Here is a 24,784-nt window from a genome sequence, read left to right as displayed (position 1 = left end):
CGGGCCATGAAGAAGATCCATTGCGCAGAGCGTCATGACTGGAAACAGACCGCCGACAGCCTCGGCTTCCTGTTCCACACCATCGACGACGAACCCTACTGGGACGAGAGCGCGTACTACCAGTTCACGCTCAAGCAAATCGAGCAAGACCTCGAAGACCCGACCACCGAGATCCATGACATGTGCATGGACCTCGTGGCCCGCGTGGTCCATAGCGAGGAACTGCTGGACCGCCTGAGCATCCCCGCGCCGTTCTACGACATGATTCGAACCTCATGGCTCGAAGGTCACCCGCACCTGTACGGGCGCATGGACTTCTCCTACAACGGCCCCGGGCCCGCCAAGCTGCTCGAACTCAACTACGACACCCCCACCAGCCTGTACGAAGCGGCGGCGTTCCAGTGGGGCTGGCTGGAACAATGCATCGAACGCGGCCTGCTGCCCAAGCACGCCGATCAGTTCAACAGCATCGACACCAAACTGCACCAGGCCTTCGCCCAATTGCAGATCAACCAACCTTTCTACTTCGCCTCGATGAAAGACTCGATCGAAGACAAAGGCACCACCGACTACCTGCGCCTCGTCGCGGAGAAAGTCGGCATCGAATCACGCCACATCGACATCGAAGACATCGGCCTGACAGCCGAAGGCCGCTTCGTCGACCTCGAGGACCGCTGGATCCCCCACCTGTTCAAACTGCACGCCTGGGAATTCATCTTCCACGAGCCCTTCGGCTCGGCGATTGCCCAGAGTGATACGCAGTTTTTCGAGCCGGCCTGGAAGTCCATTATTTCCAACAAAGGCATCCTGCCGCTGTTGTGGGAATTCAATAAAGGGCATCCGAATTTGCTGGCGTCCCACCTGGATACCGACCCGGGTAAAGCCGTGCCAAAGGGCTGGGTGCGCAAGCCGTTCTTCTCGCGGGAAGGGGCCAACATCGAGCTGCAAACGGCGGACGGGCTGATTGTGAAGGAGGATGGCCCCTATACGGATGCGCCGTTCATTCTTCAAGAGTTTGCGCCGCTGCCGAAGTTTGGGGACAGCTATACGTTGATTGGGTCTTGGGTGATTGGTGATCAGGCGGCGGGGATTGGGGTGCGCGAGGATAATAGTTTGATTACCAAGGATTCGAGTCGGTTTTTGCCGCATTTGATATTGGATTGAGAAAGTCCGCCGGGCTCCTCAGTCAGTATTGGCTGGACACGACTCAATAATTGGGTAAATACCCGCGCCAGCGGGCAGGATTCTAAGCATCTCGAAGATTGCGCGGCTCAGCAGGTAGCCATCTGAGCATTGGAGTGGTTGTGCGTAAGCCGTTTCAGTGCGATCTCAAGCGCTTGATCGTCGAACAGCTTGTTCTTACGAGCACCAGCACCGACTCCGCCCTCCCAATTTTTCAATGCCTCGCGCACAGCAGAGATGGTAGGGGGGATATTTTTCCGACTCAGCAACCAATCGACTGTCGCCAGCAGTTCCATACCAAACGGGGACTCAAAGCCGTCAATCAATTCGGCAGTGCACTCCAGGGCTTCGGAGTATTCCTTGGCTTCTGTTTTAAGATAGGTTTGTAGAAAGGCTTTGCGGTCTTGGTCGAACCAGATCACATCACTGTTTTCCGCATCACCGATGCGCTTATCGCAATGCAGATAACTACCATCCAGGTTGTTAAGCAGATGCTCTAATCGATTGGCATACGGCCCGTATTTATGAGCAACAAACTGAAGGTCCAGTGGGTTCTTAAGATCTGGCCGCTTCTCGATAGCGCGTTCCAGAAACCAGGCCAGTTTCTGAATCTCAAGCAGGCTACATTCCATACCTAAAACCCAGTAACGCCGAACCAGTTCCGCAATGAGTGCGCGGGCCGGCGTGAGTTTCTCCACGCCGGTGCGCTTCGCGACATTCAGGTATTGATTGGAAGGCTCGAATACCAACACATCAACATCCAGATCGCTTAAGACGTCAATAATCTGCTCACGTACTTCCGGCCATTTGAGACCTCCGTTACCTGCACCCAGCGGCGGAACCGCTACAGATTTCACATGGTTTTCGATCAAAAAACGACGTAAGTCGTGCAGGCCTTCGGTTATCCATGCCATCTGCGACGGTGATCGCCAGTGACGTTTGGTCGGAAAGTTAACGATCCATTGAGGACCTTCCAATTCGTTGACAGCGGTTACGTGAACTTTACCGGTCTCCACCTCACCAGCCTTGCAGGCGGCCGCGTACAAGCGATAGTTCTCCGCAAACCGCTCTTTGAACATCAGCGCAATACCTTTACCCATCACACCTACGGTATTCACCGTGTTGACGAGGGCTTCGGTGTTGGCTTCCAGAAGGTTGCCCTGGGTGAATCTGATCATTGGAAATACCATCCCGGACGCGCATGAACAGACAACGTCAGACCTCTAGCGGCAACGTCCTGCTCTATACGTTTTTTCGTTGCATCGGTGTAACACATGATGCCAAGGAGTCCTGTAATCGGTAGGTGGTGGTGAATCAGCGCTTCTGCCTGATAGCGCTCCATCTTTCGAGGGTCATCTGGATCGCGTTTGAAGTCGCGTCTTTGAAGGATAGACCAATCGATCTCATGGAGACTCGCCAGATCGCTGTAATAGTCTGTCCAATCCGGGTACGCATGTGCGTTTGTGAAGACGAACGGTAAGCCAAGCTCGGCCACGCGGTGCAGGCTTGAGACCAGAATTACGATCTCTTCGTTGTTGCTGCTGAACGCTCCACCCGGAGTGAATGTTTTTCATCATCACAGAGAAGGGGGTGAAATAGAAGGGTACGTAGTCGGACAAGACACCTGCAGGTGCAATGGGTACGCAGCGCGTGCGGCGCTTGTCGATTAAGTCAACGTTGCCGATGTTCACGTACTGCGGTGCCTGCAACTCGGAGCTGGCGCAGTGCAGGCCGTTGTCCAGAATCCAGGGCAGATTGTCGCGATGAACGATCCGCCAGATCAGAGCCTTTTCCGGATTCAGGTTGTTATAAATCATCTAATTAACATTCCCCGATTCACCGCGATTTGGACGTTAACGCCAGCCTCACGCATTTTAGCCCTGCACAGGGTCTCAACCTCAGTATTGGAAACAAAAACCTTGAAAAAATCGTAAGAGGGCACGACCTCCGGCGATAAGCACTCTGCCATACAGATGCTTTTGCAGTGCGGATCGTGGTAATCCCTGGCGTTCATGACATCCCAACTTATCGCGTCGAAGCCTTCGGCATACTGCAGTGTGCAGTGGCCACGTCGCAGGCGCTTGGTGAACCGCTGGGTGCGCCGCATAGAGCGGTGATGCATTTGGTGGAGATGGCGAAGATGGTGGCGGATCGGGCGGTGGAGGCGAAAGACAGCTCACCGCCGTACTTTCTACGGCGTCGCCGATAAACGCTTGTGCTTGTTACCTGTTATAGGTTTTTTGTCTCAGTGACCTTTCCTGTGGAGTCAACAACAAGAATAGGTTCGACTAACTCATACACCTGTGAGTCTTGGTTGTATTCTGCCCAGCGGTTAGCGTGATGATTTCGATCAATAAGGGAGACATCGGTGGTCTGGTTCGCGCCTGTAGCTTCATCCAGCCCCCCCTCATAGTACAAACCGGCATTTTCAGTAAGCAAGTAGCGTCGATGAAAGCGCTCCCCGCCAGGTTTTTCCTTCCATCGAATTATCCGCAGCGTCCCCCCCTCTGGAATTACTTGTTTGAGCTGCTGAAGACGTCGGATCAGTTCGGCAGTGGAGGGAGAGTCACCCCTCTCCTGAAGATGATATTCGCATTCGACTCTGCTGATGTTGGGGAGAAATGCAAGGATGGCGGCAAGGGGGGTCCACCATTTTGGTCTGCCGGGATCAAAGTAGGGGTCTACAAGGCGTAATTTATGACAGTTTTGTAATAGCAGCGCGGCCGCCTGTGCGAGGTCGTTAGCAGTTCGGCTAACCATACGGGTTCTATTGACGGCAAATAAAGGATTTGCTTCATCACATTCGTTGGCATTTACAAGTTGGTTCTGTGGATCGTCCTGCTCACAGAGAATGCCTTGGAAAGGAGTTTGAGCATGTGCTAACACTGCATTATTGAGCCAAGGGTCGCCTGGGGCCAAATACGCGCGGTTTGATGTGGCAAATGTCAGCCACTCGTTGCCGATACTGTTTAGATACTCAACGATCCGCTCCTTTTGTAAACCGTCGGGTAGCTTATCGGCAGCCTCGAAAGCCAATCGCTTCCATTTGTTTGGAAACTTGGAAATCAGCCGCCCCTTGTCGGCACCGAACTGACTGATCAGGTAACGACAGGTTTCGAAACTTGATGCGATAACACGAGGATCGACCGCGAACTCCTTTAGCACTAGAACAGCTCCTTTTTCCGTTCTGGGAAAAACCCGTTTGGCCAACGGTCGAGGAACTCGCCCTCTTCGGTCAGGCGCAGATGTTTGATCTCAGTGGCGTCACCTGTTGGATTGACGTAGTACACGGCCAAGTCTTCTGGTGCCAGCGCAGGAGCATCTGGTTCGAGCTCATCATTGGCCGTTTCATTCAATCGGCGCAGGAAGCGCAGCATCATGTATTCGCTGTGGGTCTCTAGGATGAACACTGTGTCTCTGGCGAAGTGTTCGTCCTTGATAGCATGGATAAAAAGCTCGCCAAGCGCCACTTGGAACTTGGGATGAACGTGTAGCTCAGGTTGTTCGATGGCGACGATATTCTTGTTGTGGCCGAGGGCGGCGACCAGTACAGGGAGCACCTGAGAGATGCCTGTTCCGAGGTCTTCGGGATACAGATCAATATTGCTGCGCTGATCCCGCAGGGTGACTTGCCTGCGGGTGGGGTTGGCTTCGAGCTGTTCCCGCACAAATTCGCTTGATTCGAGCAATTCGCTATTGGTTTGTAGAGCAATCATCAAAGGCGAATCCAAGGGGAACGGCTTGTATTCGCTGTAATGTACCTCGTAGCCAGCATTGAGCCGCTTGTCATCCGCCAGCCAGGAGTTGACCTTCTCCGCCAATCGCTCTCCTTCGTTATATAGCTGGTCCCACGCTCCTAGCCCTGAGGACCAGCGAGCCAGGCCGGGGGAGAGTTCGGGGCTGTAGTGGCGACCAGGAATGTCGCGCAACGGACCGAGGTAGAGAAACTGCTGCAGACAGCTATGAGCCAATTCACCGGAACCGACAATGATGCGAGAGAGGTAGCGGTTCAAGTAGGTAAAGTTTCGCTCGGCCTGCCGTGTTTGCTCGTCCGCTCCTTCTCTTGAGTCGCTGTCTGCCTCATCTGGCAAATCCATCGAGCGCACCAATGGCAAGGCGATCCCAAAGTCCGGCATAGCCCCCCTTCCTGTGCGCAACTGCAAGGGAACGGTTATCGATTGTGCGTCGCGTGTGGCGGGCACGGTAGCGAATTCGTTTACCAGGTCCTGCAAGGCTTCGCCAACGGTACCAGTCTCTTCGTCCTCGTTCAGTAACGCACTGAACATGGTGTGGTGGCAATTGAGCATACTCAATGCGATTTGTTTCTGATCGGGCGTGGTGGTGATCGTGGCGAAGGGCTCACCATCAGCCGAGACGGTGTAGGCAGAGACGTAGGCCTGATTGAGTTGCTGGCTCCAGCTCATGCCGAGCCGGACCTCCACCGTCGTAACGCGACTCAGGTCAAACACCTGCTCACTCCCCAAGGACTCACCTAGCAGGAGATGCTCGTCCTCTTCGTCGCTACCGTAACCGGTGAGCAGGTTGTTATCGAGCTCAAGCCTAATCGCCAGTTCGATGGTGGTATCCGGGTCATGTAAATGGACCAGATTGCGGAAGCCGCCTAGGTCGAGCTTGCCGCCGATTTGGGTGGTGCCAGGGTCGCAGTTGTTGCGTGACAAGACTTCCGACAGGTAGTGCAGAGCCTGGACAACGGTGCTCTTGCCCGCGCTGTTGGGGCCAAAAAGCAAGGTAATGGGGCGGAACTCAATCCGCTGCTCGACGGGGCCGATGGCCTTGAAGTTGCGGAGGCTGAGTGAGGTGATGCGCATTATCTGCCCCTTGCTTAAAGTTCGTTGGCGAAAGCTCGTTGGCTCAACGAGGAAAATAAATTGTCTTGGTTAATAGTGAAATTCAGAGCCCTTTCACTGTTTTCCACAACTTTTGCAACGATCTCGGAAAATCTTTTTTGCAAATCAATATCGGGAACAGGAATGTCGAGATCTCTCAGAATCTCCAGATTTATATTCTTCTGTGCTGATTCAGGCGCGTTTGCTTCGAGATTTTTCTGCAAGAAACTCAGCCAGTGTTGAATATATTCCACGGTTACGTGTTCGTTCGCTGTAAAGCCTACAACGCTATCTGGAAAGCACGCATCAAATGTCAGGATGCCGGTTTTAGCTATATTCGCTGCAATTGTTATGCAAAGCGTGCCCTTTGGCCACTTCCTACTTTGCTGCAATCCAAGGTCTGAGTAGGTGGATTTATAGTTTCGTATATACCCACCAGATCCGGCGACGTCTCCAGTCTGAACCAACGGATGTGCCCCGCCCAGAAGTGCGGGATCGTTTCTCGGCCTGTGCCTAGATTTTCCTCTATCTAGTGTGCCGACATCCATTAGCTTTTTAGTGTCCCAGTCCTTCGGATTAATTACTGGCTCGCCGAACATGTCGAGGAAAACGGAGCGCAGGAATTGGTCGGCGAGCTGATTAGCCTGCTGGCGTTTGTGGCGGATAGCATCGGCCTTATCAAGTATTGCGGCGATGCGTTTTTGCTCTTCCAGGGGAGGCTTAGGGATAAACGTCTCTTTGAGAAATTTATAATGACGACTATATCCTGCGTTTTCAGGAAGTCTTACTTGCTTTAGGTAGTGAAACAGGAAGCGCTTATCAAAGCCGTCCTTTGGAACAAGTACCTTCACGCCATCGGCGCCTAGTACGAAGGGCTTATCTACATATTTGAATATACGAGTGTGGTCACCAAAAAGAAGGCAGGGCAGCTCCTCTTTGCACGCAAGTGAGAAGTCATTGACGTATCCCGCTACTGCGGATTGGCCTTGATCAACAACCGCGAGCTCGCCGGATTCTTCATACTCACTTTTTTTGACCTTTGGATTCCCGCCAGTCCGATCTTCGATAGCTGAGCTAAAGGGCAAAACTTCCCAGCATTTAGGAAATCGTTGAAATTCAGCGGGCAAAGTACTGCGTGCTTTCACAACAACCCCTCCAACTCATCCATCTCCTGCATTATTTCCGCTTCCAATACCCTCATGCGCGCCAGGATTTCCTTCGGAGGCTCGTACTCCTCCTTCTGATGCACTACCTCCTTATAGCGGTTAATGGAGAGATCGAACATGTTCTCGGCGATCTCATCTTTTTTAACCCAGAAGTGGGAGGCGCGGCGGTCGTTGGCTTCGCTGTTTGCATTTTGCTTATCGCGGGCGTGCCAGACCTCCAGTAGCTCGGGTAAGTCGCCAGCAAAGTCGTTGTCGTAGAGACGATCACGTCTATCGTCCAATGAAAAACCGTCGTCTTGGAGGTCGTAGAACCAAACGTGTTCGGTACTACCGTCTTTAGTAAAAATTAGAATGGCGGTGGCGACACCGGCATAGGGGCGGAAGACGCCGCTAGGCAGGTTGATGACCGCTTCTAATTGGTTTTGCTCAATCAGCAGTTCTCGCAGGGCGCGATGGGCGGTGGAAGAACCAAACAGTACGCCCTGGGGCACGATGGTGGCTGAGCGGCCGCCGGTTTTAAGCATGCGCAGAATCTGGGCGATGAATAGCAGCTCAGTCTTTTTGGTTTTGACCAGACGTAGAATGGCGGGGTTGATAGTGTCTTCGTCCAAGCTGCCCTTGAAAGGCGGATTGGCGAGGATAATCTCAAAGCCATCACGCTCGGCTTGCGGAAATTTTTCTGCAAAGCTTTGGGCCAAAGTGTCCTGGTAGTGGATGTCGGGGTCTTCGGCGCCGTGCATATAAAGGTTCATGGCAGCGATGCGCAGCATAGTGGCGTCGAAGTCGAAACCGTGGAACATTTTGCCCTTGATATGGGTCCACTGGGTCTGGTCGAGTAGGTCACCAGTGTAGATGGCTTGTACTTCCTTTTTGCCGTTCTCGAGAGTGACGGTTTCGCGGATCACCCCTTCGGGCGAAGTGTAGGTTTCCAGCAGGTGTTCGAGCACTGCGACCAGAAAACCGGCTGTACCGCAGGCCGGATCGGCAACCACTTCATCGGGCTTGGGGTCGAGCATACGCACCATCAGTCGTATGATGTGACGCGGTGTGCGGAATTGCCCGTTGATGCCAGCAGTGGAGAGTTTGCCGAGTAGGTACTCATACAAGTCACCCTTGGTGTCGCCGGCTTCCAGCGGGAGTTTGTCGATCATACGCACGGCTTTTTGCAGTAGGCTGGGCTTGTCGATGGCGAGGCGTGCGTCCTTCATGTAGTCACCGAAGCGACTGTCGCGATCATGTTCACGGATGTGCTTGAACACTTGGTCGCGAATCAGGGTATAGAGCTTGTCCGCGTCTTCAATGTGAATAAAGTCGGACCAGCGAAGGTGCTGTTGATATTCCCCAAAGCGACGTTTGAATGACTGCCCGGTACGCTTGCTGCGCTTTTCATCGCGCGTCTCGTTGATGTCGAGCAGGCGGGTGAAAATGAGGAAGGTGATCTGCTCTATGACGGTGAGCGGATTGGCGATGCCGCCCTGCCAGAATTCCAGCCAAAGTTTGTCGATCTGGGTTTTCAGTTCACCGGTGATCATAGATGTATTGTTACCTGATTGCGTTTATTGGGTAGCACCACTGTCGGCTTGCGGCGTGGGGCCGAAGCTCTGGACAATAGCGATGATTTTTTCGATTTGCTGTTCGTTGCCAAACAATTGGTCGAGATCGCCGACGGCGGCAAAGGGCATTTCATATAGACTCTTCAGCTCGATGGCCCCGCTCTGGGCGATCTGGCGCTTGAGCATGCCAAGGAACTGAACCTGCTTGGCCTTCAGGCCGGGATAGGCCTGAATAAATTCCGCGAAACGGGCATTGACTGCCTCAGAGTCCATTCCGACGATGTTGCGCAGAATCTGATCGAGTGGCGCGGCGGAGCCATAGAACTCATGCAGCCTGTGCAGATCAATGCTGGGGTTTCGAATGTGGATCAGCGCATTGAGGCTTTCTAGTTCCTGTCGATTGACCGGCAGGCCGGTACGAATTTTTTGCAGGATAGGGTTGTCGTCGAATAAGACGCTGAGGGCTTGCTCCACCTTGGCGCGGTAGGCGCGCATGTCTACTGCGTTGAGGTGGCTACTCTGCTGCTCGTGCACCTCATCGCTGTCATGAATGTCGATCACTCTCGGGTCAAAGCTTGGACCGTCGCCTTTATCACGATACCTGATGATGTCGCGCAGTGCTTCGCGAATGGCCTCGATCTCTTCTAGTGAGGCCTTGTCCCAAAATTCCGGGGCACGTGACTGTTTGATCTCGACCGCTTTAGTTTTCACCTGATTGAGGTTCATTTGAAGGGCAGCAAGCAGATTCAGGACATCACCCTTGATGTCGTCAAAATGAGTGCTGTTGGCGAGCTTTGCAATTTGTAGCTGGGTAATGAGCAGATCCCATTGATATGCATCGACATGGCCGCGGATGTCCACCCACTGCATCAGCGGGGCAATTTCGGTTTCGAGTAGCGTGACGGTAGTGGCGGCGAACTGACGGATCACCTCCAGCTCACCGAGTTGACGTTTGATCTTCCACTTGTCGCGCACAGCGATGGTCTTTTCATCAAGGCTGTTGATCGCCTTGGCAAGCCACTTCGCGAGCGTATCAAAGTGATCGATTTCGCTATTGTCCAGAGCTGCCTTGGCCAGCCCAAGGCGAGCTTCGAAAAGGCGCTGCATGAGCGGCTTGCTCTGGCTGACCGTAACCTCGCGCTGCTGCATGCCATGATATTCCACCACGCCCCAGTGGTCGAAGATCTGGAAGCGGGTTTTATCCTTCCGAGGGCCGAATAGGTTTTTGCATAGACGGGTGCCGCGGCCTACCATCTGCCAGAACTTGATGGGAGATTTGACCGGACGAGCGAAGACCAGATTAACGACTTCGGGAACGTCGATGCCAGTGTCGAGCATGTCCACTGAGATAGCGACGGTGAGTTGGTCGTTACTACCGTTACCCTTGAAATCGTCGATCAGCGTTTCGGCGCGGGGGTCGTAGTTGTCAATAACCTGGCAAAACTTGCCGCCGTACTGGGGGTACATCTCGTCAAAGAGCTCCTCCAGCAACTTGGCATGACGGTGGTTCCGGGCGAAAACGATGGTCTTGCCCAGGGTCTGGCCATCGGCCTGACGAATACCGTTGTTCATCAGGTTTTGCAGGATTTTGCGATTGGTGTCTTTGTTGTATATGGCGCGGTCAATCTCACTGCCGTCGAAGTCAAGGGTGTTGGGGTCAATTCCCTGCTCCTCCAACTGAGCTAATTCTTCGGCGCTCAAGGCGTGTCCCTTGATGCCATTGCGCAGGAATTTAGTTGTATGTTTGACCACCTCGTAGGGCACTAGATAGCCCTCCTCCACGGCGCGGTCCAGTGGATAGTTGGCTGTGGGGTGTTTGAAGTCGCAGCCGAACAGGCGGCAGGTGGAGCGGCTGATCATCTCTACAGGGGTGGCCGTTAGACCGAGCTGAAACGCATCGAAATAGCGGAATAGGTCACCGTAGACGTTGTAGATGCTGCGGTGAGACTCGTCGGCGATGATGAGATCGAAAAAGCCTGGGTCAAAGCGTTGGTAAATCCTGTCCATCGCTGGATAGGTTGCAAGGAAGATGCTGTTAACGTCGTCGTTGACGCTATTTGACGTCAGCACCGTTACCGGGGAGGGGAGGAACTCACTGAAGGCGTTCTTCGCCTGCTTGCGCAGTTCGCGACGATCACATAGGAAAAGGACCCGTTTGACCCACCCGGCCTGCATGGTGATATCGCTGATAGCGATGGCTAGCCGTGTTTTGCCGGTGCCGGTGGCCTGTACCGCTAGCGCCTTGCGCTGCTTAGCTTCGAATCGCTCGCTGACGCGTTTGAGCGCCTCGTGCTGGTAGAGCCGATCTCCAAGAGTGTCGGGGCGGGGGGAGACCGAATTCAGGGGCTTACGCTCACGCCGCTGGCGGATCAGGTATTGCAGACTAGCCTTCGAATAGAAGCCGTAAAGACGACGCGGGGGGTAATTCTGTTCAGGATGATCGTCCCAGATCCAGATGTCGTGGCCATTTGTGTAGAAGATTACTGGGCGCTGACCATGCATCTTCTCTAAGCCGTCGGCGTAAAGGCGCGCTTGATGGCGGCCCTTCTCGGCATCGACGGCGGTTTTCTTTGCTTCGATTACGGCTAGGGGTTGGCCGTTGTCATCCCACAGCACATAGTCGGCATAGGCGTTACCTGTCTCGGTCGGCTGCTCGAGCACCTTCTCTTCTTGGGTGACGACTTCGGTATTGACGCCATCTGCGCCCACGTCCCAGCCGCGTTCGGACAGCTGCAAGTCAATGAGGCGCTTGCGCGTGATAGCCTCATTGAAATGGAGTTCGTTGGCAACCTGTTGCGCTCGATCTTGTACCTTGACGAGCTCTTCTGCAGTCTTTCTTGGGCGCGTGGCTTTCTGGCGTTCTGTCTCCAACTCGGCAAGGAGGGCCTGCATGCGCGCTTCCTGCTTGGCGTATTGTTCCAGCAGGGCTTTGCGTTCTTTTTTGTATTCGCTCTTAGCTGATTGAGGCCGCAAGGGTTGAATATAATCGGCAACAGACTCTACAGCTCCGTGGCCGTAGGTAACGAATAGCCAACGCCCCAGATCCCAAGCTTCACGGACGAGCAACAGTGCGCTATCAACGGAAATCTTGTCACCATGGGCGGCCTTGTTGCCGTGGATGCGAATTGCGTGAAGCTTGTCGATCACCACCTTGGGGGTAACCGATTCGAAGGCGGCGTTACTCAGAAGGTCCATGAACGTAGGCATGGGCGGGCGCGGAAGCGCGAGGTCCTGATAGACGATGGCGACCATTCGCTCAGCATAGGCTCGCAGCTTTACCATGGCTCCTTCAGGATCGCCATGAGAATAGTTCTCAGAAAATCCACCAAGCGATGCCAGCTCTGGCCAACGTTTCCTGAGAAACTCAAAATTTTGTGATTGCATATTGTTTTGCGTCCATGCTGGTAGTACAGCGAAGACCGTGCCAACTATTCGAGCACGCCGTGTTTTATTCGGTTACCGAGCGTTTGGTCTTCGAGAGGCCTAGAAGACTCGCCGCTCTGGGACGATTCCACCGGTTTCCTCAAGGGCTCGGGTGATTTAATGTCGCATTACTTCATCAATAGCTAATTGAATATTAAAGCTATTATCAAAATTCTTATCTAGGATGCTACTGGCCTAGCTGGGGCATTTGAAAAGCGCTGATTCTATATCTAACTCGTAATCTTATCATCCTGCGACCGCAAGGTCGCCCACAGTAAAGGGTGGAGTAGAGCTCCGTGATGTCTCCGTGCCAAGGGTGTCTGTGGATAAGGTTTTTGCCGTTGCATAAAATTTCTTATGCTCCTGACCGGGCGGACCTTTTGTTTCCCGATTGATCTGCTCTAACAAGGCATCAGCAAGCAAGCCGAGATCGCCTTTGCGCTCCCGCAGCGGAGGCAAATGGAGCACACCCACTGCGACACGGTATAGTGAGTCCATCACGTGTGCACGACAAGCGACCCCATCGCCCGTGATTACTGCAAGACTGAAGGTAGGGTAAAAAGCTCAGACCGAACACCCCTCGAATGACAGGGGGGCATGCGTTTGCCCTAGAGTCGCTGACTTACCGTGGGTAGTCATTACTAGCAAAGAATTAACTGGCCACCCACCCTCGGCGTGTTCGGCTGGTGGGCAGTTTTCCGATTCTGACCGTCAAACCTGCTTTTAACCTTTTCACACAGTATTAGTCGTTTACCACCCATCGTGATATGCAGGAATCGGCCATGAGACGCCGCAGATCGTTGGTGTTATAGATCGCTGGCCGATCGAGTGGCAAACCAGCGTTTTGGTGTGGGTCAAAGTGTGGGTTAAAGATAACGTTTTTTATCCGGCCTATGTGTTTCGTGGCTTTCAGGCATTAAAAAGCCGGCTTGTGGCCGGCTTCTCGGGGACTGCCTCAGCTTGTTTTTGACAAACCTCACCAGCCTTCAAATCGCTCAGCCCACATTGCGTCAGGCTGAATAGTAGGGGCATCCGCGGGAACGCCTCCGCATCGCCGAGCAGGGTGGATAGCGCAAAGCCACCCCCTGCCAAATGTGCGGCGCATGATACCCACATTCATTTCAAATGCCCACCTCCGGCTCCGATTTAGAGCCTTCCCAGCCCAAGAGGTGTTCATCCAGCGGCACTGGGGGCCGGCGGTTGTTCAGAGTGGACCACCAGAACACCCACCCCAGAATCTGGAAGTTCTGTTCAAAGCGTTGCTCGTGCGTGAGGTATTCGTCCGGGTGTTCACTGGCATTGTGGCTACGCATGCGCAAACCACCGCCAGGTCGGTTGTAGAGGTATTTGATGCGCAGCATGCCGTCGTGTTCAACGGCGTAGATTTCGCCGTCGATGAGTTGCGTGCGGCCTCGGTCGATGGCGAGGGTGGCGCCTTGTTGGATGATGTCGATCATGCTGTTGTCGACCATGTAGGCGCCCAGGGCGCGGTCGGGGTTTACGGTGAGGGTTTGGAGGGTGTGCAGGGAGACGCGGATGCGTTCGGTGGAGGTGAATGAGGGGTGGAGGTCGATCTCCACGTCGATTTTTTCTGGAGGGCAGGCGGGGCCTGTGAGGTATTTGCCGCTTCCTTCGCGGGTCGAGGGCAGTCCTTTTCGGGTGTCCGGGCCTTCCAGCAGGAAGTTGGCCGGTGGGTGTTTGGGGCCCTCGCCGGTGCGCAACCAACGGCTGGAGATGCACAGCAGTTCTGCGATCTCGTTGAGTCGGCCCATGGGTACACCGCGCTTGAACCAGTTGTTCACGTGTTGAGGCGTGACACCACGGTTCTTGGCGAAGTCGGAGGCGGAAAGATGAACTTCCCGCAGTAGCGCTTTTAAGCGATCACCTGATGTATTCATAAACGCAGAGTTTACTGGCGGGATTTACAGATCAAATAAACCATGCGTTGAGTTGCGCCTGTAGGTTTTTGCTTAGTTGTAGCCCAATACTTCGGATTCGCTCGCTAGTTAAACATTACTTATAAAGAGTTGAACTTGTCGTTTAATTTTTCCCACAAAAAAAGCCCCGAATGATCGGGGCTTTTTCAATTGCCGAGGCAATGAGGAGCAGGTATCAGCCTTTGTAGGCCGCGACCGACTTCATGATTTCGGCACGAGCGGCTTCTGCGTCGCCCCAACCGTCGATCTTCACCCATTTGCCTTTTTCGAGGTCTTTGTAGTTCTCGAAGAAGTGTTTGATCTGCTCCAGCAACAGGGGCGGCAGGTCGGTGTATTCCTTCACGTCCACGTACAGCTGGGACAGCTTGTCGTGTGGCACTGCGATTACTTTGGCGTCGCCGCCGCCGTCGTCGGTCATGTTCAGGATGCCGACTGGGCGTGCGCGGATAACCGAGCCTGGGGTAACCGGGTAAGGGGTTACAACCAGCACGTCGAGGGGGTCACCGTCGTCAGCCAGGGTGTTCGGGATGAAACCGTAGTTGGCCGGGTAGAACATCGGGGTGGCCATGAAACGGTCAACGAACAGGCAGTCGCTGTCTTTGTCGATTTCGTATTTGATCGGCGCGTGGTTGGCCGGAATCTCGATGGCGACGTAGATGTCGTTCGGCAGGTCTTTGCCAGCCGGAATCTTGCTGTAGCTCATTGGGCGTTGCCCCCGTTAATTGGCCAAGAAACTTGGCCGGATTGGCCTAAAAGTGGCCGCGATTATAGGCACATTCTGACGCTGATGCCATGCGCCAGACGTCGTACGGTCATTCGCCTTGTGGCTGATAACGTGGGTCGCTTGCCTGCAGTTCGGTGAGGCGGGCCAAGGGATCCTGGCGATAAAAGCGGCTGAGTTGCGCGTACACCTGTGGATAACTGTTCACCAGCAAATCCGGGGCGCTGAAAAAATATTCGCTGGTGACGGCAAAGAATTCCGCCGGGTTTTCGGCGGCGTAGGGGTCGATCTCGGTGTCGGCGTCCGGGTTGGCGTCCAGCTGGCGATTGAGGTCGTCGTAGGCGCTTTGCATCACGCTGGCCCAATCCTGCACGCGCATGTCGTGGTGCAGCGGTGGCAGGCCGTTGGCGTCGCCGTTGAGCATGTCGAGCTTGTGCGCCAGCTCGTGGATCACCAGGTTGTAGCCTTCCCAGTGGCCGCTGGCGAGTACGCCGGGCCAGGCGAGGATGATCGGGCCTTGTTGCCAGGCTTCGCCGCTGTGTTCGCCGTCCCATTCGTGTTCGATGCCGCTGCTGTCGCGATGGCGCTGGGGGCTGATGAAGTCGTCGGGGTACAGCACGATTTCGTGGAAGCCTTGGTACCAATCGAGGTCGCCGAGGTTCATCAGCGGCAGTTGCGCCTGAGCGGCGAGCAGCAGGCGTTGTTCCTGGTGCAGTTCGACGCCGGGCAGGGCGGTGAGGTGTTTTTCGACGAGGAACACCACACAGGCTTCGCGCAGCCACTGGTCCTGCTCCGCAGCGATGCCGTCGAGGAAGGTCAGGTGCTGGCGCACCCGCTGCCAGGTCTCATCGGCAATCGGGTGCCTGGCCAGCAAGCGCTGGCGACGCCAGGCGCTGAGGGACCACATCGTCGCTTACTGCGACTTGGCTTCGGAGGAGGTGCGGCCAAAACGGCTGCGCAATACACCAATGATCATCGGCACCAGCGACAGCAGGATGATAAACACCACCAGCAGCGACAGGTTTTTCTTGATGAACGGCACGTTGCCAAAGAAGTAGCCCAAGGTGACCAAGCCGCCCACCCAGAGGATGGTGCCCAGCACGCTGAAACCAAAGAACCGTGCGTAGGGCATTTTCGCGATGCCGGCGACGAACGGCGCGAAGGTGCGCAGGATTGGCAGGAAGCGCGCCAGGGTCACGGTTTTGCCGCCGTGCTTGTCATAGAAATCATGGGTTTTTTGCAGGTAATCGCGACGGAAGATTTTCGAGTTGGGGTTGTTGAACAAACGTTCGCCCACCGTTCGCCCGATGACGTAATTGGTACTGTCGCCAAGAATCGCCGCCAGCATCAACAGGCCGCCCAGCAAGACCGGGTCCATGCCACCACCAGCGGCCACGGCGCCGGCGATAAACAGCAACGAATCACCGGGCAGGAACGGCATGACCACCAGGCCGGTTTCGCAAAAAATGACCAGAAACAGAATGGCGTAGATCCACGGACCGTAATTGGTTACCAGCAGGTCGAGGTAAACATCGAGATGCAGGATAAGGTCGAGCGGGTTGAAATCCATGGATGGCACCTGTGTGAATGGCCCGGTTCTGCAGGCCTGTGCGGAAGCTCGGGTAATAAGGCTACAAATGTATGCCGCATTTCTTACAACCCTGAAAGGTGCGCATTATACGGATAGAGGGGTGAAAAGCGTGTTGGTTTTGTAGCGGGGGATGTCGTGGCACGCGGTCCGCAGATCACCACACATCCAAATGTGGGAGCGAGCAAGCCCGCTCCCACAGGGGAATTGTAGTGTTTGAAGTATTCAGGTTTCAGTCTTCACTGATCGGCAGCGTGTAGTTCTTGAATTCAGTGTCCTCACGGAACCCGATCGACTCATAGGTCTTCTGAGCCACTTCATTGTCACTGCTGGTCGACACCCGCATCCGCACCGCATATGTCTCCTTGGCCATCTTCTTCGCCGTGCGCATCAGGTTATCCGCCACCAACTGGCGGCGCGCGTCTTCCGCCACGTAGATGTCATTAAGAATCCACACCCGCTTCAGCGACAGCGACGAATAGCTGGGGTACAGCTGGCAAAATCCAAGCAGCTTTTTATCGTCATCGTCCGCCAGGGCCAGGTAAATCACCGACTCCTTGCGGCGCAGGCGTTTTTCCAGAAAGGCCCGTGAGGAGTCCGGGAAGGGCAAGGCGCCATAAAACTCGCGGTATTTGACGAACAACGGGGTCAACAGGTCCAGGTGTTCCAGGGTCGCTTGAGTAATCCGCATGCCAGGCCTCAACTTCCAGATTGGGTATGACCACGCAAGCGGCCGTGACTCGATGCTGCCTAATGGCGTGAAAAAGCGCAATCGCCCATCAATCAGTCATCCGGTGAACTGAGCAGGAAATTGCCTTTCATCAGGTCCGGATCGTCGGATTCGATTGTCTGAACCTGCGCTTCGTCCTTGAGATTGACCCCCGACAACTGCCGACGACACGCCTCTCGCATCAGATACAGCAAGCGATGGGCCGCCATGCCGTAACTCAGTCCTTCCAGGCGTACGTTGGAGATGCAATTGCGATAGGCGTCAGTAAGGCCCACTTTGGGGTTGTAGGTGAAATACAGCCCCAGGCTGTCCGGCGAGCTGAGCCCTGGCCGTTCGCCAATCAGGATCACCACCATCCTGGCACCGAGCAATTGCCCGATTTCATCCGCCACCGCCACGCGGCCTTGCTCCACCAAAATGACGGGCGACAAAGACCAGCCTTCAGCGTGGGTTTGTTCCTCCATGCGTGTAAGAAACGCCAGGGTGTGTTTATGCACCGCCAGCGCCGATAAACCATCGGCTACCACCACCGCCAGGTCCACACCGCCGGGATTGGCCGAGGCATGGTCGCGCAGTGCCTGGGCCGACTCATCACTGAGGCGCCGCCCTAAATCCGGGCGTTGCAGGTAGCTGTGCCGGTCGGCAGCAGCGCTGTGCAGTAACAAACTATCGCGTCCGCGTTCTGCCAGTTGATTGCTCAGGCCCGCGTGGTCGAAGGGCAGGTGCACCGCGTCCCGCGCCTGGGCGTGAGCATATTGGAAGTCCAATTGCGCGCTGGTGGGGATGCTGGTGCCGGTTCGGCCCAGGGCAATACGCGCCGGCGTCAGGCGGCGCAGTTCCAGCCATGGGTTGTCAGGCAGGTCTAGTTGCACGGGCGGCTCCTTCATCCCAGTTGCGCCAAGGCTTGGCGAAACGCCGGTGGCAAGCTGTTGCCGAAGCGCACCTTGCCGTCGGCTTGCGTGAAGATGCCCATCTTCGCCAGCCACTGTTCAAACTCCGGCGCCGGTTTTAACCCCAGGGTCTGGCGGGCGTACAAGGCGTCGTGGAACGAGGTGGTCTGGTAGTTGAGCATGATGTCGTCGGAACCGGGGATGCCCATGATGAAGTTGATCCCGGCCACGCCCAGCAGGGTCAGCAGGGTGTCCATGTCATCCTGGTCGGCTTCGGCGTGGTTGGTGTAGCAGATATCGCAACCCATCGGCACGCCCAGCAGCTTGCCGCAGAAGTGGTCTTCCAGGCCCGCGCGAATGATTTGCTTGCCGTTGTACAGGTACTCGGGGCCGATAAAACCGACCACGGTGTTCACCAGGAACGGCTTGAAGTGCCGCGCCACTGCATAGGCGCGTGTTTCGCAGGTTTGTTGGTCGACGCCAAAGTGCGCGTTGGCCGACAAGGCACTGCCCTGGCCAGTTTCGAAATACATCAGGTTCTGGCCCAGCGTGCCGCGATTGAGGCTCAAACCCGCGTCGTAACCTTCCTGCAGCACACTCAAGCTGATGCCGAAACTGGCGTTGGCGGCCTCTGTGCCGGCAATCGACTGAAACACCAGGTCGAGCGGCACGCCACGGTTGATCGCTTCGATGGAGGTGGTGACGTGGGTCAGCACGCAGGCCTGGGTCGGGATCTCATAGCGCTGGATAATCGCGTCGAGCATTTCCAGCATGGCGCAGATCGAGGCGATGCTGTCGGTGGCCGGGTTGATGCCGATCATGGCGTCGCCGTTGCCGTAGAGCAGGCCATCAAGGATGCTCGCCGCGATACCTGCTGGTTCGTCCGTCGGATGGTTGGGTTGCAGCCGTGTGGATAGCCGCCCGCGCAGGCCCATGGTGCCGCGAAACTGCGTGACCACGCGGATCTTCTGCGCCACCAGCACCAGGTCCTGCACGCGCATGATCTTGGACACGGCGGCCGCCATTTCCGGTGTCAGCCCTGGCGCCAATGCGCGTAGGGATTGTTCATCGGCGGCGTCGCTGAGCAGCCAGTCGCGCAGGCCGCCGACGGTCAGGTGGCTGACCGCCGTAAACGCCTGTTTATCGTGGGTGTCGATAATCAGTCGGGTGACTTCGTCGCTTTCATACGGAATCAGCACTTCTTCCAGGAAGTGTTTCAGCGGGATATTCGCCAACGCCATCTGCGCGGCCACCCGTTCGCCGTCGTTCTGTGCCGCGACGCCGGCGAGAAAGTCCCCGGAACGTGCGGGACTGGCCTTGGCCATCACGTCCTTGAGGCTGTCGAAGCGGTAGGTTTGTGCACCTACCGCGTGGGAAAAGCTTGCCATACAGTGTCTCCTTGACGACGCGGGCTGCTGCCCGCGTCGAGGTTTACGGCATTTAGTGCAAGGCGGCCTCTGCGGCCTGGATCGCCGCGAATTCCTCTTCGGGCGTGCCTGCTACCAAGTGATGCCGGCTGTAGAAAGCAAAGTAAGCAATTAATACTCCATAGATGATCGCGGCGCCAATCACCACCCGTGGATCCACCAGAAAGCCCGCCACCACGGCCACGCAGGCCAGTACCAGTGCAACGCCTGACGTGAAGATGCCACCCGGCGTGCGGTACGGACGGTCCATTTTGGGGCGACGGATGCGCAGGGTGATGTGCGCGGCCATCATCAGCACGTAGGAAATCGTCGCGCCAAACACCGCCACCAGGATGAGCAAATCCCCCTGGCCGGTCAGCGACAAGCCAAAACCGATGATGCCAGGGATCACCAGTGCCAGCACCGGCGCCTTGCTTTTGTTGGTCTGGGACAGTTTGCGTGGCAGGTAACCAGCGCGGGACAAGGCGAAGATCTGCCGCGAATAGGCATAGATGATCGAGAAAAAGCTCGCGATCAGACCGGCCAGGCCAACCAGGTTGACGAAGCTGCCCATCCACGTGGAGCCGCCGTAGGCCAAGGCCAGCGCTTCAACCAGCGGGTTGCCGGACTTGATCAGCGCGTAAGTGCCGGCGCCGCCCGGTGCGATCACCAGGATCAGCAGGGCAAAACTGGTCAGCACCACAATGGCGCCGATCAGGCCGCGCGGCAGGTCGCGTTTCGGGTTTTTGGTTTCTTCGGCGGCCAGCGGCACGCCCTCGACCGCGAGGAAAAACCAGATGGCATAGGGAATTGCCGCCCACACACCCACATAGCCGAATGGCAGGAAGGTGCTGGCGCCTTTGGCTTCGGTTACCGGGACATCCAGCAGGTTGGCGACGTTGAAGTGCGGCACCATGGCCACCAGAAATACGCCCAGGGCAATCGCGGCGACGGCAGTAATTACAAACATCAGCTTCAGGGCTTCACCGACACCAAAGATGTGGATGCCGATAAAGATGATGTAGAACGCCAGGTAAATCATCCAACCGCCGATGCCGAATAGCGACTCGCAATACGCGCCGATAAATACCGCAATGGCGGCGGGGGCGATGGCGTATTCGATCAGGATCGCGGTGCCCGTGAGGAACCCGCCCCAAGGGCCAAAGGCGCTGCGGGCAAAGCCGTAGCCACCGCCGGCGGTAGGGATCATCGAAGACAGTTCGGCCAGGGAAAAGCACATGCACAGGTACATGGTGGCCATCAGCAAGGTGGCCAGGAACATCCCGCCCCAGCCACCCTGGGCCAGGCCGAAGTTCCAGCCGGCATAGTCGCCGGAGATGACATAGGCAACGCCGAGGCCGACCAGCAGCACCCAGCCGGCGGCGCCTTTTTTAAGTTCGCGTTGTTGGAAGTAGTCGGTGCCGACTTTTTCGAAGTCGACGGAGGATCCAGTGGGTTCGCTAGGCATAAGAAGTACCTTTCGTTGTTATTGTTTTTAACCCGGCCTCTTTGTGCCGAATGAGGTAGCCGCTACTTGCGAAGTTCAAGTGTGGGCGCTGGCAAGCCAGCTCCCACACTTGATCGCATTTCAAGTTGAGAGCGGGTCGCCTGCTAGAAGGCTAAGTTAGAAGAAGCCAAGTGGATTAATGTCGTAACTCACCAGCAGGTTTTTAGTCTGCTGATAATGATCCAACATCATCTTGTGCGTCTCACGCCCCACGCCGGACTTCTTGTAACCGCCGAACGCCGCATGCGCCGGGTACAGGTGGTAGCAGTTGGTCCACACGCGGCCCGCCTTGATCGCGCGGCCCATGCGGTAGGCGCGGTTGATGTCGCGGGTCCACACGCCGGCACCCAGGCCGAACTCGGTGTCGTTGGCAATCGCCAGGGCTTCGGCTTCGTCCTTGAAGGTGGTGATGCTCACCACCGGCCCGAAGATTTCTTCCTGGAACACACGCATTTCGTTGGTGCCCTTGAGCAGGGTCGGCTGGATGTAATAACCGCCAGCCATATCACCTTCGAGCTTCTCGACTTTGCCGCCCGTCAGCAGTTGCGCGCCTTCGCCCTTGGCGATTTCCAGGTAGGACAGGATCTTGTCGAACTGCTGCTCGGACGCCTGGGCGCCGACCATGGTGTCAGTGTCGAGCGGGTCGCCGCGTTTGATCTGCTCGACTTTCTTCATGACCACTTTCATGAAGTCGTCGTAGATCGACTCTTCCACCAGCGCGCGGGATGGGCAGGTGCACACTTCGCCCTGGTTGAAGAACGCCAGCACCAGGCCTTCAGCGGCCTTTTCAATAAAGGAAGGCTCGGCTTTCATGATGTCGGCAAAGAAGATGTTCGGCGACTTGCCGCCCAGCTCAACAGTCGACGGAATGATGTTCTCCGCAGCGCATTTCATGATGTGGGAGCCCACAGGCGTAGAGCCAGTGAAGGCAATCTTGGCAATGCGTTTGCTGGTGGCCAGGGCTTCACCGGCTTCTTTACCGAAACCGTGCACCACGTTCAGCACGCCCGGTGGCAGCAGGTCGCCGATCAATTCCATCAGCACGCTGATGCCCAGCGGGGTTTGCTCGGCAGGCTTGAGCACCACGCAGTTGCCGGCGGCCAGGGCCGGGGCGAGTTTCCACGCGGCCATCAGCAGCGGGAAGTTCCACGGGATGATCTGGCCGACCACGCCCAGCGGCTCATGGAAGTGGTAGGACGCCGTGTGTTCGTTGATCTCGGCGCTGGAGCCTTCCTGGGCGCGGATGCAGCCGGCGAAGTAACGGAAGTGGTCGGCGGCCAGCGGGATGTCGGCGTTCAGGGTTTCACGCACGGCCTTGCCGTTGTCCCAGGTTTCGGTGATGGCCAGCAGTTCGAGGTTCTGTTCGATGCGGTCGGCGATTTTCAGCAGGACCAGCGAGCGGTCTTGGGCCGAGGTCTTGCCCCAGGCGTCGGCGGCAGCGTGGGCGGCGTCCAGTGCTCTATCGATGTCTTTGGCAGTGGAACGCGGGAATTCGGCGATAGGCTTGCCGTTGACCGGCGAGATGTTGGTGAAATAGTTGCCGTCGACCGGCGCAACAAATTCGCCACCGATGTAGTTGCCGTACTTGGCCTTGAATGAAACGACGGCGCCTTCAGTACCGGGGTGTGCATAACGCATGGTGGGTATCTCCTGGCTTTTATGTTTATTCGGAGTGCAGCGCAGCAAGCGCGTAATAAAGCGTAGAGCAAAGGTTGGGCCACCGCTTTGTACGCCAGGTAAATCAAGGGGTTGTGCATTATTGCAAGGCGTTGCTGTGGCAGGGCTGATACAGGTCATGTGACAGTTTGTGCCACAAGCGGTACAGCCTGTGACCGGTGGGTCGACCCGGGATTGCAATGCCTGGATGGCTGGGGGATGCTGGGCGTTCTCACGCAGGGAGAATAATAAGAAATGCAAAACGATCAATTCAGTCGCCATGCCCAACAGGTTCTGACCGTGGCGCATGGCCGCGACCCGTCCAGCGATCCTTCCATCGCTCGCTCCTGGCTGCGTTGCCTGGAGGACTACCACCTTGACCCTGCGCAAACCATTGCACCCACTGTGCTTGAACATGGTCGCTTGCTGGAAAGCCGCGAGCGCCTGCAGCAGGTGCTGCACATCGCCGGCAGCGAGATGAACAGCCTGCATCAGCAACTCTCCGGTGCCGGGCATGCGGTGTTATTGACTGACGCGCGCGGGGTGATCCTCAACTGCGTCACTGCGCCGTCCGAGCGCAAGATCTTCGAGCGCGCCGGGCTCTGGCTGGGCGCTGATTGGAGCGAAGCCTGCGAAGGCACCAACGGCATCGGCACCTGCCTGGTTGAGCGCCAGTCCCTGACCATTCATCGCGATGAGCATTTTCGTGGCCGTCACACGGGCCTGACCTGTTCGGCGAGCCCGGTGTTCGACCCCCACGGCGACCTGCTGGCCGTGCTGGATGTGTCGTCGGCGCGGGAAGCAGTGTCGCGCCAGAGCCAGTTCCACACCATGGCACTGGTGAACCTGTCGGCGAAGATGATCGAGAGTTGCTACTTCCTGCGTCACTTTGAACACCACTGGCTGCTGCGCTTCCACTTGCAGGCGGAGTCGGTAGGGTTGTTCAGCGAAGGCCTGCTGGCGTTCGATGGCGAGGGGCGGATTTGTGCGGTCAACCAGAGTGCACTGAACCTGTTGGGGCAACTGCGTGGCCATTTGCTTGGGCAGCCGGTGGAGGCGTTTTTCGAGTGCTCCCTGGATCAGTTGCTCGGTCGCGCCAGCGCGAATGCCACCGCCAGTTGGCCGTTGCGTACCCGTGATGGTCGGCATTTGTTCGCGGCGTTGCGTGGCCAGTCGCGCAGCGCGCCGGCGCCCGTTGCCAAACCTGGTGTGGTGGCGCGGCCGCACCTGCCCGGTATCTGCCTGGGCGACCCGGCGCTGCAACTGGGTTTCAGCAAGGCGCTGCGTGTGTTCGAGCGCGATGTGCCGTTACTGATCAATGGCGAAACCGGCTCCGGCAAAGAGGCCTTCGCCAAGGCTGTGCACCTGGCCAGCCAGCGTGCCGACAAGGCGTTTGTTGCGCTCAACTGCGCGGCGATTCCGGAGAGCCTGATTGAAAGCGAGCTGTTCGGCTATCGCGGCGGCAGCTTTACCGGCGCGCGCAAAGAGGGCATGCAAGGCAAGCTGCAGCAAGCCGACGGCGGCACGTTGTTCCTGGATGAAATCGGCGATATGCCTCTGGCGCTGCAAACCCGTCTATTAAGGGTGCTGGAGGATCGGCTGGTGGTGCCGCTCGGCGGTGAGCCCCAGGCGGTGAACGTCAGAATTATCAGCGCAACCCACCGCAATCTTCTGGAACGTGTGCAGGAAGGCAGTTTTCGCGAGGACTTGTACTACCGGCTCAATGGCCTGGAAGTTGGGTTGCCGCCTTTGCGCGAGCGCAGTGACAAATCCCAGTTGCTCGAATTTCTGCTGGCACAGGAAGCCAACGGTGAGGCCGTATCGCTCGACCCGGCGGCGCGTGGGGCGCTGTTGGCTTTCGCCTGGCCGGGAAACGTGCGCCAACTGCGCACGGTATTGCGCACGCTGGTGGCGTTGTGCGACGAGGGGCGTGTTGGCCTTGACGATTTGCCCGCGCAGATTCGCCAGCCCCGTCCCGTGGCAGCCGCGCAGGCCAAGCTTGTGGAATCGCCACTGGAAGACGCCGAACGCCTCGCACTGCTCACGGCGTTGCAGCAACAGCGCTGGCACATGACGCACACGGCAGAGCAGTTGGGCGTGAGCCGCAACACGCTGTATAGAAAGCTGCGCCGGCACGGCATCGCGCGTCACACCCTCAGCTAAAAGGTGCGATTTTCG

Annotated in this window: 18 protein-coding genes and 1 pseudogene; 2 read left to right on the top strand and 17 right to left on the bottom strand. The window is 56.7% G+C overall.

The window, feature by feature from the left end; translation table 11 throughout:
- The first annotated feature begins 6 nt into the window (after positions 1 to 6).
- Positions 7 to 1,164, top strand: a complete 1,158-nt coding sequence (locus AACY44_RS17285) for a glutathionylspermidine synthase family protein (protein WP_339530738.1) — start codon at positions 7 to 9, stop codon at positions 1,162 to 1,164.
- Between the two features lie 107 nt (positions 1,165 to 1,271).
- Here AACY44_RS17285 and darG read toward each other — a convergent pair whose 3' ends face one another.
- From darG to exaC, 17 genes and pseudogenes are all read right to left on the bottom strand, one after another.
- Complete coding sequence (darG, locus tag AACY44_RS17280) at positions 1,272 to 2,360, bottom strand: type II toxin-antitoxin system antitoxin DNA ADP-ribosyl glycohydrolase DarG (protein ID WP_339436982.1); 1,089 nt, start codon at positions 2,358 to 2,360, stop codon at positions 1,272 to 1,274.
- Positions 2,357 to 2,999 (bottom strand): annotated as a pseudogene (gene darT / locus AACY44_RS17275) (type II toxin-antitoxin system toxin DNA ADP-ribosyl transferase DarT). The gene darG and the pseudogene darT overlap by 4 nt, the downstream one beginning before the upstream one ends.
- The gene (locus AACY44_RS17270; RefSeq protein ID WP_339530736.1) at positions 2,996 to 3,289 is read right to left on the bottom strand and encodes a DarT ssDNA thymidine ADP-ribosyltransferase family protein; all 294 of its coding nucleotides are present in this window, start codon (positions 3,287 to 3,289) and stop codon (positions 2,996 to 2,998) included. Before AACY44_RS17270 ends, darT begins: the two are co-directional and overlap by 4 nt.
- 122 nt (positions 3,290 to 3,411) lie before the next feature.
- On the bottom strand, positions 3,412 to 4,347 hold the full coding sequence (locus AACY44_RS17265; RefSeq protein ID WP_154990140.1) for a hypothetical protein: 936 nt from the start codon (positions 4,345 to 4,347) through the stop codon (positions 3,412 to 3,414).
- Positions 4,347 to 6,011, bottom strand: coding sequence for an AAA family ATPase (locus tag AACY44_RS17260; protein ID WP_154990142.1), 1,665 nt, complete (start codon positions 6,009 to 6,011; stop codon positions 4,347 to 4,349). Before AACY44_RS17260 ends, AACY44_RS17265 begins: the two co-directional genes overlap by 1 nt.
- A gap of 14 nt (positions 6,012 to 6,025) precedes the next feature.
- Positions 6,026 to 7,174, bottom strand: coding sequence for a restriction endonuclease subunit S (locus tag AACY44_RS17255; protein ID WP_339530734.1), 1,149 nt, complete (start codon positions 7,172 to 7,174; stop codon positions 6,026 to 6,028).
- Positions 7,171 to 8,727: a type I restriction-modification system subunit M gene (locus AACY44_RS17250; protein ID WP_339530732.1), complete on the bottom strand. Its 1,557-nt coding sequence runs from the start codon at positions 8,725 to 8,727 to the stop codon at positions 7,171 to 7,173. Before AACY44_RS17250 ends, AACY44_RS17255 begins: the two co-directional genes overlap by 4 nt.
- Before the next feature lie 24 nt (positions 8,728 to 8,751).
- Entirely contained in the window at positions 8,752 to 12,132 is a 3,381-nt protein-coding gene (locus AACY44_RS17245; RefSeq protein ID WP_339530730.1) for a DEAD/DEAH box helicase family protein, read from the bottom strand.
- 1,160 nt (positions 12,133 to 13,292) lie between these two features.
- Positions 13,293 to 14,069, bottom strand: a complete 777-nt coding sequence (locus AACY44_RS17240; RefSeq protein ID WP_339416946.1) for a LexA family transcriptional regulator — start codon at positions 14,067 to 14,069, stop codon at positions 13,293 to 13,295.
- A gap of 214 nt (positions 14,070 to 14,283) precedes the next feature.
- Positions 14,284 to 14,811 carry an inorganic diphosphatase gene (gene ppa, locus AACY44_RS17235; protein WP_049711351.1) on the bottom strand — a complete coding sequence of 176 codons (528 nt, stop codon included), beginning with the start codon at positions 14,809 to 14,811 and terminating at the stop codon, positions 14,284 to 14,286.
- A gap of 109 nt (positions 14,812 to 14,920) precedes the next feature.
- Positions 14,921 to 15,736: a M90 family metallopeptidase gene (locus tag AACY44_RS17230; protein ID WP_339530728.1), complete on the bottom strand. Its 816-nt coding sequence runs from the start codon at positions 15,734 to 15,736 to the stop codon at positions 14,921 to 14,923.
- Between the two features lie 6 nt (positions 15,737 to 15,742).
- On the bottom strand, positions 15,743 to 16,399 hold the full coding sequence (locus tag AACY44_RS17225) for a DedA family protein (protein ID WP_339416943.1): 657 nt from the start codon (positions 16,397 to 16,399) through the stop codon (positions 15,743 to 15,745).
- A gap of 250 nt (positions 16,400 to 16,649) precedes the next feature.
- Positions 16,650 to 17,108, bottom strand: a complete 459-nt coding sequence (locus AACY44_RS17220) for a GNAT family N-acetyltransferase (RefSeq protein WP_339416942.1) — start codon at positions 17,106 to 17,108, stop codon at positions 16,650 to 16,652.
- A 92-nt stretch (positions 17,109 to 17,200) separates the two neighbouring features.
- Complete coding sequence (gene eutC / locus AACY44_RS17215; protein WP_339530726.1) at positions 17,201 to 18,034, bottom strand: ethanolamine ammonia-lyase subunit EutC; 834 nt, start codon at positions 18,032 to 18,034, stop codon at positions 17,201 to 17,203.
- The gene (locus tag AACY44_RS17210) at positions 18,031 to 19,425 is read right to left on the bottom strand and encodes an ethanolamine ammonia-lyase subunit EutB (protein ID WP_049711356.1); all 1,395 of its coding nucleotides are present in this window, start codon (positions 19,423 to 19,425) and stop codon (positions 18,031 to 18,033) included. The genes eutC and AACY44_RS17210 overlap by 4 nt, the downstream gene beginning before the upstream one ends.
- Before the next feature lie 52 nt (positions 19,426 to 19,477).
- Positions 19,478 to 20,911, bottom strand: a complete 1,434-nt coding sequence (eat, locus tag AACY44_RS17205) for an ethanolamine permease (protein WP_339436981.1) — start codon at positions 20,909 to 20,911, stop codon at positions 19,478 to 19,480.
- A 156-nt stretch (positions 20,912 to 21,067) separates the two neighbouring features.
- Positions 21,068 to 22,588 (bottom strand): acetaldehyde dehydrogenase ExaC, encoded by a 1,521-nt coding sequence (gene exaC, locus AACY44_RS17200; RefSeq protein WP_339436980.1) that lies wholly within the window; start codon positions 22,586 to 22,588, stop codon positions 21,068 to 21,070.
- Between the two features lie 273 nt (positions 22,589 to 22,861).
- Between exaC and AACY44_RS17195 the strand changes: the two genes are divergently transcribed.
- A complete protein-coding gene (locus tag AACY44_RS17195) occupies positions 22,862 to 24,769 on the top strand; it encodes a sigma-54-dependent Fis family transcriptional regulator (protein ID WP_339530724.1) in 1,908 nt (635 codons plus the stop codon).
- Positions 24,770 to 24,784: the final 15 nt, after the last annotated feature.

The sequence above is a fragment of the Pseudomonas sp. RA_15y_Pfl1_P11 genome (assembly GCF_963970975.1).
Lineage (GTDB): Bacteria > Pseudomonadota > Gammaproteobacteria > Pseudomonadales > Pseudomonadaceae > Aquipseudomonas > Aquipseudomonas tritici.
This window is presented reverse-complemented; position numbering and strand designations above follow the sequence as displayed.

Bases quoted from the DNA above. Each gene is read 5' to 3' on its own strand.
- AACY44_RS17285 (WP_339530738.1), top strand. From the start codon at position 7: ATGAAGAAGATCCATTGCGCAGAGCGTCATGACTGGAAACAGACCGCC.
- darG (WP_339436982.1), bottom strand. From the start codon at position 2,360: ATGATCAGATTCACCCAGGGCAACCTTCTGGAAGCCAACACCGAAGCC.
- AACY44_RS17270 (WP_339530736.1), bottom strand. From the start codon at position 3,289: ATGCGGCGCACCCAGCGGTTCACCAAGCGCCTGCGACGTGGCCACTGC.
- AACY44_RS17260 (WP_154990142.1), bottom strand. From the start codon at position 6,011: ATGCGCATCACCTCACTCAGCCTCCGCAACTTCAAGGCCATCGGCCCC.
- AACY44_RS17250 (WP_339530732.1), bottom strand. From the start codon at position 8,727: ATGATCACCGGTGAACTGAAAACCCAGATCGACAAACTTTGGCTGGAA.
- AACY44_RS17245 (WP_339530730.1), bottom strand. From the start codon at position 12,132: ATGCAATCACAAAATTTTGAGTTTCTCAGGAAACGTTGGCCAGAGCTG.
- AACY44_RS17240 (WP_339416946.1), bottom strand. From the start codon at position 14,069: ATGAATACATCAGGTGATCGCTTAAAAGCGCTACTGCGGGAAGTTCAT.
- ppa (WP_049711351.1), bottom strand. From the start codon at position 14,811: ATGAGCTACAGCAAGATTCCGGCTGGCAAAGACCTGCCGAACGACATC.
- AACY44_RS17230 (WP_339530728.1), bottom strand. From the start codon at position 15,736: ATGTGGTCCCTCAGCGCCTGGCGTCGCCAGCGCTTGCTGGCCAGGCAC.
- AACY44_RS17225 (WP_339416943.1), bottom strand. From the start codon at position 16,399: ATGGATTTCAACCCGCTCGACCTTATCCTGCATCTCGATGTTTACCTC.
- AACY44_RS17220 (WP_339416942.1), bottom strand. From the start codon at position 17,108: ATGCGGATTACTCAAGCGACCCTGGAACACCTGGACCTGTTGACCCCG.
- eutC (WP_339530726.1), bottom strand. From the start codon at position 18,034: ATGAAGGAGCCGCCCGTGCAACTAGACCTGCCTGACAACCCATGGCTG.
- AACY44_RS17210 (WP_049711356.1), bottom strand. From the start codon at position 19,425: ATGGCAAGCTTTTCCCACGCGGTAGGTGCACAAACCTACCGCTTCGAC.
- eat (WP_339436981.1), bottom strand. From the start codon at position 20,911: ATGCCTAGCGAACCCACTGGATCCTCCGTCGACTTCGAAAAAGTCGGC.
- exaC (WP_339436980.1), bottom strand. From the start codon at position 22,588: ATGCGTTATGCACACCCCGGTACTGAAGGCGCCGTCGTTTCATTCAAG.
- AACY44_RS17195 (WP_339530724.1), top strand. From the start codon at position 22,862: ATGCAAAACGATCAATTCAGTCGCCATGCCCAACAGGTTCTGACCGTG.